The organism is Bradyrhizobium sp. WSM2793 (genome assembly GCF_000379585.1).
Lineage (GTDB): Bacteria > Pseudomonadota > Alphaproteobacteria > Rhizobiales > Xanthobacteraceae > Bradyrhizobium.
Genome location: NZ_KB902771.1, coordinates 1 through 14,871 on the forward strand (window position 1 = coordinate 1; position 14,871 = coordinate 14,871).

Consider the following 14,871-nt stretch of genomic DNA (forward strand, 5'->3'; position numbering starts at 1 on the left):
TGCGGTACTATCTGCTGTCCAAATACATCTCCCCCAAGAGGTTGCTCCACGTCACCCGCAGCCATTGGGGCATCGAGAATCAGCTCCATTGGGTTCTCGACGTCCATTTCGCTGAGGATGGCAACCGCTCGCGCTGTGACCACGCCCCCGAGAATCTCGCCATTCTGCGCAGGCTCGCCCTCAATGTTCTGCGAACCCACCCGGATCGCGCTTCCCTCCGGCGTAAAATCAAGCGCGCTGGCTGGGACAACGCATTCCTCTTGGCCACCCTCAGCCATATGCGATAGCCCTGCCCTCCAGGGGAGGGTAAGAAGCCAAAAATGTCCCCCGATCTCCACTTCTTCCTCTTCCTTCTCCTGCGCATGGCGATCGCGGCGGCGTTCGTCGTGACGGCCTCGATCATCACTGAGCGCGCGGGTCCGGTGATCGGCGCGCTGGTCGCGACCCTGCCGATCTCGGCCGGTCCCTCCTACGTCTTCCTCGCGCTCGACCACGATGCCGCCTTCATCGCGCAGGGTTCGCTGGCGAGCCTTCCGATCAATGCGGCGACGATCTTCATGTGCCTCGCTTATGTCGTGCTGGCGCAGCGGCATGGTTTTGCGGTGAGTTGTGGAAGCGCGGTTACCGTCTGGATCGTGCTGGCCTCGATCATCCGCCAGTTCGACTGGTCGCTCACCGCCGGGCTCGCCGCCAATCTGATCGCCTTCGGCATCTGCATTCCGCTCCTGGCGGGCTATCGCCATGTGAAGATGCCTCTGGTCACGCGTCGCTGGTACGACGTGCCGATGCGGGCTGCGCTGGTCGCGACCCTGGTCGCCATCGTGGTCTCGACTTCGGGCTGGGTGGGACCCCGCATCAGCGGCATTATCGCGCTGTATCCCGTGGTGTTCTCCAGCATCATGGTGATCCTGCATCCGCGCATCGGCGGCCCGCCGACCGCGGCGGTGCTCGCCAACTCCGCCTGGGGCCTGCTCGGATTCGGCACGGCGATTGCCGTCTTGCACGTTGCGGTCGTGTCGTTCGGCTCGGCCGTCGGTCTGTGTCTCGCGCTCGGCACCTGCATCGCCTGGAATCTGACGCTGTGGGGAATCGGCCGGCGAACGATGCGCAGGGCGCGGCAAGGACCGTGAGACTACGGACACGCGCGACACCGCGTCGCGAAAGACATGTCGGAGACGGCATCTCATGCCGACGGGCAACGCGGCATCTTCCCAAGCCATTGGATGAGAAATGTCATTTCAAGTCGCAGGGGCGCGGGTGGCGGCTCTCGACGCCCGCCGGATCGTTCCCGGCTCTGCTGGTTTCCGACAATTCTATTAGAACTTTGTTCGAGCTTTTCCCGTACGAATAATTTCGCGTACCCGCTTCCGCCGTCGTCGGCGTGAACTCGTCCGAGCTGCATCCGAGTGCAGGGACCCGCGGGAATTGTCGATTTGAATACGGCTGTGTTGCCGCAGCGGTCACTTCCCCTACGGGCTGTCCACGTTACTTCGAGATGGAGATTGGTTGATGTTCGGTCGCAAGTCCCACAGCGATGCACAAGGGCGGCTCGACGCCATAGGCCGTTCGCAGGCCATGATCGAATTCAATCTCGATGGCTCGATCGTCACGGCCAACCAGAATTTTCTCGACGCCCTCGGCTATCGGCTTGACGAGATTCAGGGCAAGCATCACTCCATGTTCGTGCCGGCCGACCAGCGCGATACCGCCGAGTACAAGGCGTTCTGGGCTGCATTGAACCGTGGCGAGTATCAGGCGCGCGAGTTCAAGCGGATCGCGAAGGGTGGCCGCGAGGTCTGGATCGAAGCATCCTACAATCCGGTGCTCGACGGCAACGGCAAGACGGTGATGGTCGCCAAGATCGCGACCGACATCACGGCGAAGAAGATCCGGAGCATGACGGATGCATCGAAGATCGCCGCGATCAGCCGTGCCCAGGCCGTCATCGAATTCAAGCTCGACGGCACCATCGTCAGCGCCAACGAGAATTTCTGCAAGACGCTCGGCTATTCGCTGGCCGAGATCGAGGGCAAGCATCACAGCCTGTTCATGCCGCAGGCCGACCGCGACGGCGCGGCCTATCGCGAGTTCTGGGCTGCACTCAACCGCGGTGAATACCAGGCCGGCGAGTTCAAGCGCATCGGCAAGGGCGGCCGCGAAGTGTGGATCCTCGCCTCCTACAACCCACTGCTTGACGAGAACGGCAAACCTTACGGCGTCGTCAAATTCGCAACGGACGTCACCGCGGAGAAGCTGAAGAACGCCGATCTCGCCGGCCAGATCGCGGCGATCGACAAGGCCCAGGCCGTGATCGAATTCAACATGGACGGCACGATCATCGCCGCCAACGCCAACTTCCTCGGCGCGCTCGGCTACTCGCTGGCCGAGATCAAGGGCAAGCACCACAGCATGTTTGTCGAGCCCACGGAGCGCGACGGCGCGGCCTATCGCGAGTTCTGGGCCGCCCTCAACCGCGGTCAGTACCAGGCGGCCGAATACAAGCGCATCGGCAAGGGCGGCAAGGAGGTCTATATCCAGGCCTCCTACAACCCGATCCTCGATCTCAACGGCAAGCCGTTCAAGGTCGTGAAATATGCCACCGACACCACGCGTCAGGTGCTGGTCCGCATGGGCAACGAGCGCGTGCGCGGCATGATGGAATCGGTCGCCGCCGGTTCGGAAGAGCTGAACGCTTCGGTGCGGGAGATCTCCGAGGCGATGACCAAGTCCCGCGAGACCGCGATGAGCGCGGTGGAGCAGGTCGCCTCCGCCGATGCTCAGGCCCAGCGCCTCACCGAGGCGGCGCAGTCGATGAGCGGGATCGTCGAGATGATCAACAGCATCACCGGACAGATCAACCTGCTCGCGCTCAACGCCACGATCGAATCCGCACGGGCCGGCGAAGCCGGCCGCGGCTTTGCGGTGGTCGCCTCCGAAGTGAAGAGCCTCGCCAATCAGGCCAAGCAGGCCACCGACAAGATCGGCCAGGAGATCGGCAGCCTCAACGGCATCTCCGGCGACGTCGTCAGCGCGCTCGGCTCGATCAAGCAGGCGATCAACAATGTCAGCGAATACGTGACATCGACCGCCGCTGCCGTCGAGGAGCAGAGCACGGTGACGAACGAGATGTCGACCAGCATGCAGCGCGCGGCTGCGGAGGCGGCTGCGATCGCGGCGCGGGCGTAGCGCTCAGCGCACGGAATCGTAGGGTGGGCAAAGGCGCGCACTTCGCGCGCCGTGCCCACCATCTCTTCCCGATCTCGTCCGAAACGCGGTGGGCACGCTTCCGCCGTCGCTCTTCGAGCTATGGCGGACAAGTCGCTTTGCCCACCCTACGGCACCGCTACTGCTTCGGCAGTTTGGCCTTCAACGCATACAACGCATCCAGCGCCTCGCGCGGCGACATCTCGTCGGGGTGCAGCGCCTTCACGGCTTCCATCAGCAACTCAGCCTCGGTCGGCGGCGCCGCTTCCGCGGCGGCGCGCGAGGGCACGGCGAACAGAGGCAGATCGTCCACCAGCGCCCGTGCGGTCTGGCCGCGGTCCTGTGCCTCCAGCTTGGAGAGCACCGATTTGGCGCGATTGATCACGGCCGGCGGCAGGCCGGCGAGCTTGGCCACCTGGATGCCGTAGGAGCGGTCGGCCGAGCCGGGCAGCACCTCGTGCAGGAATACGACATTGCCCTGCCATTCCTTCACGCGCACCGTGGCATTGAACATGCGCGGCAGTTTGGCCGAGAGCGCGGTCAGCTCGTGATAATGCGTGGCGAACAGGGTGCGGCAGCGATTGCTCTCGTGCAGGTGCTCGATCGCGGCCCAGGCAATCGAGAGACCATCGAAGGTCGCGGTGCCGCGGCCGATCTCGTCGAGGATCACGAGCGAGCGTTCGCCGGCCTGGTTCAGGATCGCAGCCGTCTCGACCATTTCGACCATGAAGGTGGAGCGACCGCGGGCGAGATCGTCGGCGGCGCCGACACGCGAGAACAGTCGGTCGATGATGCCGATCCGCGCGCGCGCGGCCGGCACGAAGCTGCCGATTTGGGCAAGCAGGGCAATCAGCGCGTTCTGACGCAGGAAGGTCGATTTGCCGGCCATGTTCGGGCCGGTGAGCAGCCAGAGCTGGCCGGACTTTTGCGCCGGGCTTGGCGAGAGGTCGCAGGCATTGGCGATGAACGGCTCGCCATTGCGCTTCAGCGCCTGCTCCACCACGGGATGGCGGCCGGCCTCGATCGCAAAGCCGAGGGAATCGTCCACGTCCGGCCGCACATAATTGTCGTCGACCGCGAGCTTTGCCAGTGATGTCGCAACGTCGAGCAAGGCGAAGGCGTGGGCGGCGGCGCGCAGATCGTCGCTGATCGCCATGGCCTTGGCTGACAGCCGCTCGAAAATCTCGAGCTCTAGGCCGAGCGCGCGATCGCCGGCATTGGCGATCTTGGCTTCGATCTCGCCCAACTCGGAGGTGGTGAAGCGCACCTGCCCCGCCAGCGTCTGGCGATGGATGAAAGTCGCGTTCAGCGGCGCCGACATCAGCTTGTCGCCGTGCTGCGCGGTGACCTCGACGAAATAGCCGAGCACGTTGTTGTGCCGGATCTTCAGGCCTTTCACGGATGTCGTGTCGGCGTAGCGCGCCTGCATCGAGGCGACGACGAGACGCGAGGCGTCGCGCAGGTTTCGGGCTTCGTCGAGCGCCGGCTCATAGCCCTGTCGAACGAAGCCGCCGTCGCGCTTGATCAGCGGCAGCTGCTCGTCGAGCGCGCTGGCGAATTCGGCCGCGAGCTCGCGCGAGGGACGCTGCAAGGCCGCCATCACCGCGGCGATTTCCTGCGGCGGCTGATCGAGCTCGCCAAGCCGCGCCAGCACCTGGTCGGCGGCGATGATGCCGTCGCGCAGACCTGCGAGGTCGCGCGGGCCGCCGCGGCCGACTGACAGGCGCGCCAGCGCGCGCGACATGTCGGGCGCGCCGCGCAGGATGCTGCGGATGTCTTCGCGCGCAGCTGAATCGGCGACGAAGGTACTGACCGCATCGAGCCGGCGCGCGATCGCCGGCGCATCCGTCAGCGGCGCGGCCAAACGTTGAGCCAGCAGACGCGAGCCCGCCGAGGTCACAGTGCAGTCGATCGCATCGAGCAGCGAGCCGCGACGTTCGCCTGCGAGCGTCCGGGTCAGCTCGAGATTGACGCGGGTCGCCGGATCGATCGCCATGGTCGCGCCGGAAGCTTCGCGCGCGGGCGGCGACAGCGGCGGATGCTTGCCGACCTGGGTGCGGTCGACATAGGTGACGGCGGCTGCTGCTGCCGTGGCCTCCAGCCGCGTCAGCTGCGCCAGCCCGTCCATGGTCGCGACAGCGAAATAATCGCAAAGGCGCTTTTCGGCGGTGGCGCCGTCGAAGACGTCGCGCGTCAGCGGCGTCACCGCCGGCAGCTCGCGCAAGGTCTGTCCGAGCTCGCTGTCGTTATAGAGCGCGTCGGTGACGATGGCCTCGTTCGGGTTGATGCGCGCCAGCGTCGCGGCGAGCTCGCCGCCCGAGCACTCCATCACGGTGAACTCGGCGGTCGAGATGTCGATCCAGGCGAGGCCGAAGCGGTCGCCGCCGCCGGAGGCGCGGGCGCGCGCGATCGCGAGCAGATAATTGTTGGCACGCGCATCGAGCAGCGTGTCCTCGGTCAGCGTGCCAGGCGTCACCAGCCGCACCACGCCGCGGCGGACCACGCTCTTGTTGCCGCGTGCCTTGGCGGCAGCAGGATCTTCGGTCTGCTCGCACACCGCGACGCGGTGGCAGGCCGAGATCAGCCGATGCAGATAATCCTCGGAACGCTCGACCGGCACGCCGCACATCGGGATGTCGGCGCCGTGGTGCTTGCCGCGCTTGGTCAAGACGATGCCGAGCGTCCTGGAGGCGATCTCGGCATCCTCGAAGAACAATTCGTAGAAATCGCCCATCCGGTAGAACAGCAGCAGGCCCTGATGCGCCGCCTTGATCTCCAGGTACTGTTCCATCATCGGCGTGACGCGCGCGACGGCTTCCGTTGGCGAAGCGGGCGCTTCGTCGGGGGGCGGTACTTGTATCGGCTGTTGCATGGTCATGGGCGGCGCAACCTACAAAATTTCGCCCCCTGCTCCTATCGCTTTGGCCGGAAGGAGCGGGTTTTCCACGTTGTCCGCATTGCGGCATGCGTGGCCGGCGTGCGGCCCCCTCGGAACACGCGTGTATCAGTCAATTGACCTGCTGCGGGCGCCCTCCTAAAACTCCGGCGTCATTGAAGAATTTGGGCCGAACCGCGGCATTCAGGGAGAACAACGATGCGTGACGTCTTTATCTGCGATGCCGTGCGGACCCCGATCGGCCGCTTCGGCGGCTCCCTCGCCAAGGTGCGTGCCGACGATCTCGCCGCCGCGCCGATCAAGGCACTGATGGCCAAGCACCTCAATCTCGACTGGGCGCAGGTGGACGAAGTCTTCTTCGGCTGTGCCAACCAGGCCGGCGAGGACAACCGCAACGTCGCCCGCATGGCGCTTCTGCTCGCTGGTCTGCCGGACTCGGTTCCCGGCCAGACGCTCAACCGGCTCTGCGCCTCGGGCCTCGATGCGGTCGGTGCGGCCGGCCGCGCCATCCGCTCCGGCGAGATCGAGCTCGCCATTGCCGGCGGCGTCGAATCCATGACCCGCGCGCCCTTCGTGATGGGCAAGGCGCAGGAGGCCTTCTCGCGGTCGGCCGAAATCTTCGACACCACGATCGGCTGGCGTTTCATCAATCCGCTGCTCAAGGCTCAGTATGGCGTCGACGCCATGCCGGAGACCGGCGAGAACGTCGCCGAGGAATTCCAGGTCTCGCGCGCCGACCAGGACGCCTTCGCCATCCGCTCGCAGCAGCGCGCCGGCAAGGCGATCGCGGCGGGCTATTTCGCCGAGGAAATCGTCCCGATCACCATTCCCGGCGGCAAGGCGGGTCCCATCACCGTCGACAAGGACGAGCATCCGCGTCCCGAAACCACGCTCGAAGGTCTCGCAAAACTGAAGCCGATCGTGCGCAATCCCGGCACGGTGACCGCCGGCAATGCTTCCGGCGTCAATGACGGCGCGGCCGCGATGATCCTGGCCTCGGAAGCTGCGGTGAAGAAGCATGGTCTCACGCCCCGCGCGCGCATCCTCGGCCTTGCCTCGGCCGGCGTGCCGCCGCGCATCATGGGCATTGGTCCCGTGCCCGCGACCCGCAAGCTGATGGAGCGGCTCGGCAAGAAGATCAGCGATTTCGACCTGATCGAGCTCAACGAGGCCTTCGCCTCGCAAGGCATCGCCTGCATGCGCCAGCTCGGCGTTGCCGACGACGCCGATTTCGTCAATCCGCATGGCGGCGCGATCGCGCTCGGCCATCCCCTCGGCATGAGCGGCGCGCGCCTCGCGCTCACCGCCGTCCACGGCATGGAGAAGCGCGGCGGCAAGCTCGCGCTCGCCACCATGTGCGTCGGCGTCGGCCAGGGCGTCGCGGTCGCGATCGAGAAGGTGAACTGAACTCTCTCCTCCCCCTCTCCCCGCTTGCGGGGAGAGGGTTGGGGTGAGGGGAGTCTCCGCAAGGACGGTGATAGTTGGACTCGCGGAGAGNCCCCCTCNCCCGCCGCGCTTCGCGCGCCGGCCTCTCCCCGCAAGCGGGGAGAGGCGAAGAGTCCGGGTTCGCTCGTTTCTCTCGCGTCCCGGAATGACAGGGAGAAAAAGCCAGCATGATCATCGAGCGCGAGCAGGACGTCACGGCCGCGGCACTGGCGGTGATGGAGCGGACTTCCGATCCGCGGATGCGCCAGATCATGATTTCCCTGGTCAAGCATTTGCACGGCTTCGTGCGCGACGTCCGCCTGACCGAGAAGGAGTTTCGCGATGCCACCGCTGTCATCGCCGAGCTCGGCAAGCTGACCACCGACACGCACAACGAAGTGGTGCTGATGGCGGGCTCGCTCGGCGTCTCGCCGCTGGTCTGCCTGCTCAACAACGGCGACCAGGGCAATACCGAAACCGATCAGTCACTGCTCGGGCCGTTCTGGCGGTTGAACTCGCCGCGGGTCGAGAATGGCGGATCGATCGTCCGCTCCGAGACCCCGGGCGCGCCGCTGTTCGTGAACGGCCGCGTCGTGGACAAGGACGGTCGTCCGGTCGTCGGCGCCGAGGTCGATGTCTGGCACGCCTCTCCGGTCGGCCTTTACGAGAACCAGGATCCTGACCAGGCCGACATGAACCTGCGTGGCAAGTTCACGACCGACCAGGATGGGCGCTTCTCCTTCCGTTCGGTGATGATGGTCGGCTATCCCATTCCGACGGACGGCGTGGTCGGCCAGCCTGCTGGAGGCGCAGAGCCGCCATCCCTACCGCCCCGCGCATCTGCATGCCCTGATCTTCAAGCCGGGCTTCAAGGTCCTGATCTCGCAGGTCTACGATCCCAACGATCCCCATATCGACAGCGACGTGCAGTTCGGCGTGACGCAGGCGCTGATCGGCAAGTTCCTGCGCCATGACGCGCTACATCCGACCGAACGCGAGGTTGCGACGCCCTGGTATTCGCTCGACCATGTCTACCGGCTCGAAGTCGGGGAAGCCGTACTGCCCCGTCCGCCGATCAAATAGGGCTCAAACCCGCTTCCCCCAATTAGTTATATCCTATAATGATTGGCGGAAGCGTTGTCCGGCCGGACCACATGGCCGGGGAGGAGTCCGCCCATGACATTCATCTATCCCACTGACAGCAACAAGGCGCATCCGTTGCCGCTGTCGCCCGACTACAAGAGCTCGATCAAGCGTGCGCCGAACAAGCCCTTGATCCCGATGCGCCATACGTTGTCGGAGCTCACCGGCCCGGTCTACGGCCACGAGACCGTGCGCGAGGGCGACAACGACCTCACCACCCAGCACAAGGGCGAGCCGATCGGCGAGCGCATCATCGTGCACGGCCATGTGCGCGACGAGGACGGCCGCGGCGTGCCGAACTCGCTGGTCGAGATCTGGCAGGCCAATGCCTGCGGCCGCTACGTCCATGTCCGCGACCAGCATCCGGCGCCGCTCGATCCGAATTTCACGGGGGCCGGCCGCGCCCAAAGCGATGCCTCCGGCTATTATCGCTTCGTCACCGTCAAGCCGGGTGCTTATCCCTGGGGCAATCACCACAATGCCTGGCGTCCCGCGCACATCCATCTGTCGGTGTTCGGCCATTCCTTCGTCACGCGCCTCGTGACGCAGATGTATTTTCCGAACGATCCGCTGTTCCCGTTCGATCCGATCTTCAACTCGGTGCCGGACGAGAAGGCGCGGGCGCGGATGGTCTCCTCGTTCGATCTCGAGAACACCCAGCCCGAATGGGCGCTGTGCTACCGCTTTGACATCGTGCTGCGCGGCAAGAACGCCACCCCCATGGAGAATCACTAAGTGCAGGATTCTGTGACGCCCGACGGGATCACCCCATCGCAGACGGTCGGCCCGTTCTTCAAATACGGCCTGACGCCGAACGGCGAATACGCCTGGAACGACGCGTTCACCAACTCGACGCTGACGCCAGATGTCACCGGCGAGCGCATCCGCATCGAGGGTCGGGTATTCGACGGTGACGGCGTTGCCGTGCCGGATTGCATGCTGGAGATCTGGCAGGCGGACGCGCAAGGCCGCTTCGCCGACCCGCAGGACAAGCGTGCGCTGCCAAATGCAAGCTTCCGCGGCTTCGCCCGTTGCGGCACCGACAAGGACGGCAATTACGCGTTCGAGACCATCAAGCCGGGCACGGTGCCGGATCCCGATGGCAAGCCGCAGGCGCCGCACATCCTCCTTGCGGTGTTCGGCCGCGGCATGTTCAGGCATCTCTACACCCGGATCTATTTCGGCGACGAGGCCGGCAACGCCGCCGACCCCGTGCTGGCGCTGGTGCCCACCGAGCGCCGCGCCACGCTGACTGCGGTGCGCGAAGCCGGCAAGCCGGTCTACCGGCTCGACCTGCGGCTGCAGGGCGACAACGAGACGGTGTTCTTCGACGTGTGAGACAATGCGGGCCGGGGGGCTTGATCCTCGGCACGCATGTCTCATCTGGCGCATCGAGGCCGAGGCTGCCTCCGGCCGAAACGATTCTCCCGCACGTGTGTGCGTCAGCCTCGCTGACTCAAATACCGATGGCTTGACGTCAAATTCCCGTAGTTAGACGGAGTTCGCGCGATACAATTTCGGCGCGAAGCAATCCCGTATTTACCGTATTCGTCTAGGGTGGCTGCAGTTTTGACACCGCCCTGGATTGTTTTCATGAAATTTCGTCTGTCGTTGTCATCTGCGATCATTGCGTTCGGTATCGTTCTCGCCATCGGTTTTGCCGCCGTGGTTTTGACCAGCCTGTACGCCTTGAAAGAGCTCAAGGTCGGCGGTCCGCTCTATTCCGACATCAAGCTCGGCAACGACCTCATCGCGGACATTCTGCCGCCGCCGGAATATGTCATCGAGGCCTATCTCGAGGCGACCCTGGCCATGCGCGAGCCGGACCAGCTGGCGGCCCACGGCGAACGCCTGGTCCAGCTCCGCAAGGATTACGACGAGCGCAAGGCGTTCTGGGTCACCTCCAGCCTCTCGGCCGACCTGAAGACGGCGCTGGTGTCGAAATCCGACGCCGAGGTGCAGAAGTTCTGGAAGGCGTCCGACCAGCTCCTGCCGGCCCTCAAGGCCAAGGACGCCGCTGCGTCCGAGCGCATCTATGCGCAGGTGAAGGACGCCTACACCGCGCATCGCGCCGTAATCGACAGCATCGTCGAGAACGCCAACAAGCAGAATGCAGCCATGGAAAAGCTGGCCGCGGACCGCGACAGCTCGATGCTTTATATCCTCCTCGGCGTCTCCGCCGCTGTCCTGGCCTTCGTTGCTGCGGGCCTGCTCGGCGTCGCACTCGGCGTGGTGCGGCCGATCGTGCGCATGACGGGCACGATGCAGAAGCTCGCGACCGGCGATCTCGCCGCCGACATTCCTTTCGCTGACCGAAAGGACGAGGTCGGCTCGATGGCGGGGGCGCTTGTGGTGTTCAAGCAGGCGGCGGTCGAGAATTCCCGCCTGCGCGAGGAGCAGTTGCGGCAGGAGCAGGAGGCGGCGCTCGCCAAGCGCTCCGCCCTGCACCAGATGGCCGAGACCGTCGAGCGCGAGACCGGCCGATCGGTCGACACCGCCGGCGCAGCGACGCAAGGCGTCGAGCGGGCGGCGTCCAGCCTGTCCGAGATCGCGAGGTCGCTCTCCGCACAGTCGCAGGCGGTCGCGGCGGCCTCCACCCAGGCCCTGGGCAGTTCGCAGACCGTCTCGGCCGCGGCCGAACAGCTGAGCGCCTCGATCCGCGAGATCGCAAGCCAGGTCGTGCGGACCAGCACCGTCACAAAATCGGCGGTCGCCGGCCGCGAGCAGGCGCGTTCGACCATCCAGGCACTGGCCGGATCGGTGAAGAAGATCGCCGAGGTCTCCGACCTCATCGGCGGCATCGCCGGCCAGACCAACCTTCTGGCGCTCAACGCCACGATCGAGGCCGCCCGTGCCGGCGAGGCCGGCCGCGGCTTCGCCGTGGTCGCCGCCGAAGTGAAGTCCCTGTCCGACCAGACCGCCAAATCCACCGAGGAGATCACGCGGCTGATCACCGAGATTCAGGCCTCGACCCAGGCCGCGGTCGATGCCGTCGAGACGATGGGAGGGCACATCGTCGAGATCGACGGCGTGGCGACCTCGGTTGCCGCCGCGATGGAAGAGCAGGACGCCGCGACGCGGGAGATCACGCGGTCGATTTCCGAATCGGCCTCAGCGGCGAAGGAGGTCTCGGCCAAGATCGGCAATGTCAGCCGCGACGCCGCTTCCGTGAACGAGCGCGCCGCCGAGGTCAGGCAGGCGATCGCCGGCATGGCGGCCAATCTCGAACAGCTTCGGTCGGTCGTGGTGCGGACCGTGCGCGACTCGACCGAGGCGGCTTGAGCGCGGCGTCGGTTCGGCCGCTGGTGCGCGGGGCTATGATCGTGCAGTATGGCGCGGGACAGGGGCATCGTGAATTTCATGACACCTCCACAACTGCCTGATGTCGTTGAGCCCGCCCGACTGACGGCGGCACTGCGCAGAGGCGGCGTGCTGGACGCCGGCGCGGTCCGTGAGGTGAAGGTGCTGCATCAGCGCGACACCGTCGTGTCACACATCATCCGCCTCGGTCTGCGCTATGTCGGTGAATCCGGCGGCGCGCCGCAGACACTGATCCTGAAGACGCCGCATGCCGATTTTGCCAAGACGCTTGCGCATGGTGGCCGGCACGAAGTGGCCTTCTATGCGAAACTTGCACCGAATATGCCGCCGGGGCTGGTGCCGCGTTGCTTTGACGGGCAGTTCGATGAGGAAAATGTCAGTTGGCATCTGCTGCTCGAGGACCTCACCGACAGCCATGAGGTCGCGGCCCCGTGGCCCTTGCCGCCGTCTCGCGAACAGGCGATGGCGATCGTCACGACGCTCGCGGGCTGGCACGCGGCATGGTGGGACCACCCAAGTCTCGGCGACATCGTCGGCAGTTGGATGAGCGCCGATGATACGTCAAGGTTGATGGAGACCTTTGCTGGCCACTATGATCGTTTTGCCGATCTTCTCGGCGACCGTCTGAGCGAAGAACGACGCATCCTCTATCGTCGGTTCATTGAGCAGTCGGATCGTTTGCTTGAGCGCTATCATTCCCATCGACATCTCTCTATTGCCCACGGCGATGCCCATACCTGGAATTTCCTCCTGCCGCGCGCGGACATCGCCGACACCGTGCGGATTTTCGACTTCGACCAGTGGCGCATCAACGTGCCGACCCACGATCTCGCCTACATGATGGCGACACAATGGTATCCGGAGCGCCGGCAGACGCTCGAGCGCCTGCTGCTAAACCGCTATCATGAGACCCTGATCTCGCACGGCGTCAGCGGCTACACGCGCGGCGCACTTGACCAGGATTATCGCCGGTCGGTGCTCTGGCACATCACCAAGCCGGTCTGGCAATGGAGCGTCAATCTCCCGCCGCTGATCTGGTGGAATAATCTGGAGCGGGTGTTTGCGGCGGTGGATGATTTGGGCTGCGAGGAATTGTTGTAGGGCGCGCCGCAATTTCGGTGTCGTCCCTGCGAACGCAGGGACTCATAATCACAGGGAGTAGTTTGGCGCGAGACTGGTAGTTCACAGTCTTCGCCAAACTACTCCCTGTGATTATCGCGACGAGCGCAAGCGCTCGCGCTGAGATCCCGGATCTGCGGTCCGCTTCGCTGCGCTTGTCCGGGATGACAGTGGAGATTGGGAGATCGAGCGTACGTTACTCCATCACCGCATGCTCCGGTCCCGCCGCCTGCTTGCGCAGCGTGGCCTTGGTCGAGCCGATCAGCAAGGCGAGCGGGATGGTACAGAGGACGAAGAGCATCACCATCTGGTAGTCTTGCGCGAACGCGATGATCTGCGCCTGGACGCTGACCATCCTGTCGGCCATGGCGCGGCCGGCGTCGGTGGACAGGTTGATCAGGCCCCTGACGTCGGGCATCTGCAGTGCATGGTTGAACGGGTTGATGTGCTCGGACAGGATTGCATAGGTCCGCCGCGTCCCCTGCGTCAATTGGGCGATGACGACGGAAATGCCGACCGAGCTCGCGACGTTGCGCATCAGGGTCAGCATCGCGGTGCCGTCGGTACGGAGGTCGTTCGACAGTGTCAGGAAGGCCACGGTCGATAGCGGCACGAAGACAAGGCCGAAGCCGAAGCCTTGAATGACGCTGACGGTGACGATCTCCGGCACCTGGGTCAGATCGGTCCAGCCGGTCATCTGGAACAGCGAGCCCGCGGTCAGCGTCAGGCCGGCGATGATCAGCGTGCGCGCCTCGAAATAGCGCATCATGCGGCCGACCAGCATCATCGCGAAGAAGGTGCCGAAGCCGCGGCTCGCCAGCAGCAGGCCGGCGGTGATGATGGGATAGCCGATCACGTTCTGCATATAGGGCGAGGCCAGCGCCATGGTCGAGAACAGCACGAGCCCCATCACGATCATGAACACGCAGCCGGTGACGAAGTTGCGATCCCGAAACAGCGCGAAACGGATGAACGGGGTCGAGGTCGTGAAGGAGTGCGCGAGGAAGAAGTAGAAGGCGACCGCCGAAACGATGAACTCCGCGAGGATCTCATTGGATTCCAGCCAGCCCAGCTGCTCGCCGCGGTCGAGGGCGAGCTGAAGCGAGCCGATCGCAACCGCCAGCGCGGCGAAGCCGAACCAGTCGAATTTGAGGCTGAGATTCTTGTCGGTCTCGTCCATGAAGACGATCAGCCCGAGCACGGTGATGAAGCCGAACGGCAGGTTGACGAAGAACACCCAGTGCCAGGAATAGGTCTCGGTCAGCCAGGCGCCCAGCGAGGGCCCCATGATCGGACCCATCATCACGCCCATGCCCCAGATCGACATCGCCTTGGCACGTTCCTGGAGCGTGTAATAATCGAGCATCACCGATTGCGACAACGGCACCAGGGCGGCGCCGAACACGCCTTGCAGCAGGCGGAACAGCACCATCTGGTTGATGTCCTGGGCGAGGCCGCACAGCACCGAGGCCATCGTGAAGCCGGCCGAGCAGATGATGAAGATGCGCTTGCGGCCGAAGCGGTTGGCGATCCAGCCCACCGGCGCCGTCATGATCGCGGCGGCGACGATGTAGGAGGTCAGCACCCAGTTGATCTGGTCCTGCGAGGCCGACAGCGTGCCCTGCATGTAGGGCAGGGCGACGTTGGCGATGGTGGTGTCCAGCGCCTGCATGATGGTCGCGGTCATGGCGCAGATCGTCACCATGTTCCGGCGCAGGCCGGGGACCATCAGGCTGGCATTGGGACCGGACATCGGATCAGTC

At 65.0% G+C, this 14,871-nt stretch carries 10 protein-coding genes and 1 pseudogene; 9 read left to right on the forward strand and 2 right to left on the reverse strand.

What is annotated here, in order from left to right:
- From A3AS_RS44780 to A3AS_RS0106185, 3 genes are all read left to right on the forward strand, one after another.
- Positions 1–287, forward strand: a 287-nt coding sequence (locus tag A3AS_RS44780; RefSeq protein ID WP_157644202.1) for an ISAs1 family transposase, incomplete at its 5' end; no start/stop codon positions are given.
- Between the two features lie 33 nt (positions 288–320).
- Positions 321–1,130 carry a hypothetical protein gene (locus A3AS_RS0106180; protein ID WP_018316728.1) on the forward strand — a complete coding sequence of 270 codons (810 nt, stop codon included), beginning with the start codon at positions 321–323 and terminating at the stop codon, positions 1,128–1,130.
- A 379-nt stretch (positions 1,131–1,509) separates the two neighbouring features.
- Positions 1,510–3,186 carry a PAS domain-containing methyl-accepting chemotaxis protein gene (locus A3AS_RS0106185; protein ID WP_026201728.1) on the forward strand — a complete coding sequence of 559 codons (1,677 nt, stop codon included), beginning with the start codon at positions 1,510–1,512 and terminating at the stop codon, positions 3,184–3,186.
- A 157-nt stretch (positions 3,187–3,343) separates the two neighbouring features.
- On the opposite strand, the gene mutS is transcribed toward A3AS_RS0106185, so the two are convergent.
- Positions 3,344–6,082 carry a DNA mismatch repair protein MutS gene (gene mutS / locus A3AS_RS0106190; RefSeq protein WP_018316730.1) on the reverse strand — a complete coding sequence of 913 codons (2,739 nt, stop codon included), beginning with the start codon at positions 6,080–6,082 and terminating at the stop codon, positions 3,344–3,346.
- Between the two features lie 216 nt (positions 6,083–6,298).
- Between mutS and pcaF the strand changes: the two genes are divergently transcribed.
- The 6 genes and pseudogenes from pcaF (at position 6,299) to A3AS_RS0106220 (ending at position 13,090) form a co-directional block, all read left to right on the forward strand.
- Positions 6,299–7,507: a 3-oxoadipyl-CoA thiolase gene (gene pcaF, locus A3AS_RS0106195; protein ID WP_018316731.1), complete on the forward strand. Its 1,209-nt coding sequence runs from the start codon at positions 6,299–6,301 to the stop codon at positions 7,505–7,507.
- A gap of 206 nt (positions 7,508–7,713) precedes the next feature.
- Positions 7,714–8,608, forward strand: a pseudogene (locus A3AS_RS0106200) (dioxygenase).
- Between the two features lie 93 nt (positions 8,609–8,701).
- A complete protein-coding gene (gene pcaH, locus A3AS_RS0106205; protein WP_026201729.1) occupies positions 8,702–9,403 on the forward strand; it encodes a protocatechuate 3,4-dioxygenase subunit beta in 702 nt (233 codons plus the stop codon).
- On the forward strand, positions 9,404–10,006 hold the full coding sequence (gene pcaG, locus A3AS_RS0106210) for a protocatechuate 3,4-dioxygenase subunit alpha (protein ID WP_018316733.1): 603 nt from the start codon (positions 9,404–9,406) through the stop codon (positions 10,004–10,006). It begins immediately after the preceding gene.
- A 255-nt stretch (positions 10,007–10,261) separates the two neighbouring features.
- A complete protein-coding gene (locus tag A3AS_RS0106215; RefSeq protein WP_018316734.1) occupies positions 10,262–11,950 on the forward strand; it encodes a methyl-accepting chemotaxis protein in 1,689 nt (562 codons plus the stop codon).
- Positions 11,951–11,998: 48 nt separating this feature from the next.
- The gene (locus A3AS_RS0106220; RefSeq protein WP_018316735.1) at positions 11,999–13,090 is read left to right on the forward strand and encodes a phosphotransferase; all 1,092 of its coding nucleotides are present in this window, start codon (positions 11,999–12,001) and stop codon (positions 13,088–13,090) included.
- A gap of 214 nt (positions 13,091–13,304) precedes the next feature.
- On the opposite strand, the gene A3AS_RS0106225 is transcribed toward A3AS_RS0106220, so the two are convergent.
- Positions 13,305–14,861: an MDR family MFS transporter gene (locus tag A3AS_RS0106225; protein WP_018316736.1), complete on the reverse strand. Its 1,557-nt coding sequence runs from the start codon at positions 14,859–14,861 to the stop codon at positions 13,305–13,307.
- Between the last annotated feature and the right edge of the window lie 10 nt (positions 14,862–14,871).

Coding starts and splice junctions, on each gene's coding strand:
- A3AS_RS0106180 (WP_018316728.1), top strand. CDS start 321: ATGTCCCCCGATCTCCACTTCTTCCTCTTCCTTCTCCTGCGCATGGCG.
- A3AS_RS0106185 (WP_026201728.1), top strand. CDS start 1,510: ATGTTCGGTCGCAAGTCCCACAGCGATGCACAAGGGCGGCTCGACGCC.
- mutS (WP_018316730.1), bottom strand. CDS start 6,082: ATGACCATGCAACAGCCGATACAAGTACCGCCCCCCGACGAAGCGCCC.
- pcaF (WP_018316731.1), top strand. CDS start 6,299: ATGCGTGACGTCTTTATCTGCGATGCCGTGCGGACCCCGATCGGCCGC.
- pcaH (WP_026201729.1), top strand. CDS start 8,702: ATGACATTCATCTATCCCACTGACAGCAACAAGGCGCATCCGTTGCCG.
- A3AS_RS0106215 (WP_018316734.1), top strand. CDS start 10,262: ATGAAATTTCGTCTGTCGTTGTCATCTGCGATCATTGCGTTCGGTATC.
- A3AS_RS0106220 (WP_018316735.1), top strand. CDS start 11,999: ATGGCGCGGGACAGGGGCATCGTGAATTTCATGACACCTCCACAACTG.
- A3AS_RS0106225 (WP_018316736.1), bottom strand. CDS start 14,861: ATGTCCGGTCCCAATGCCAGCCTGATGGTCCCCGGCCTGCGCCGGAAC.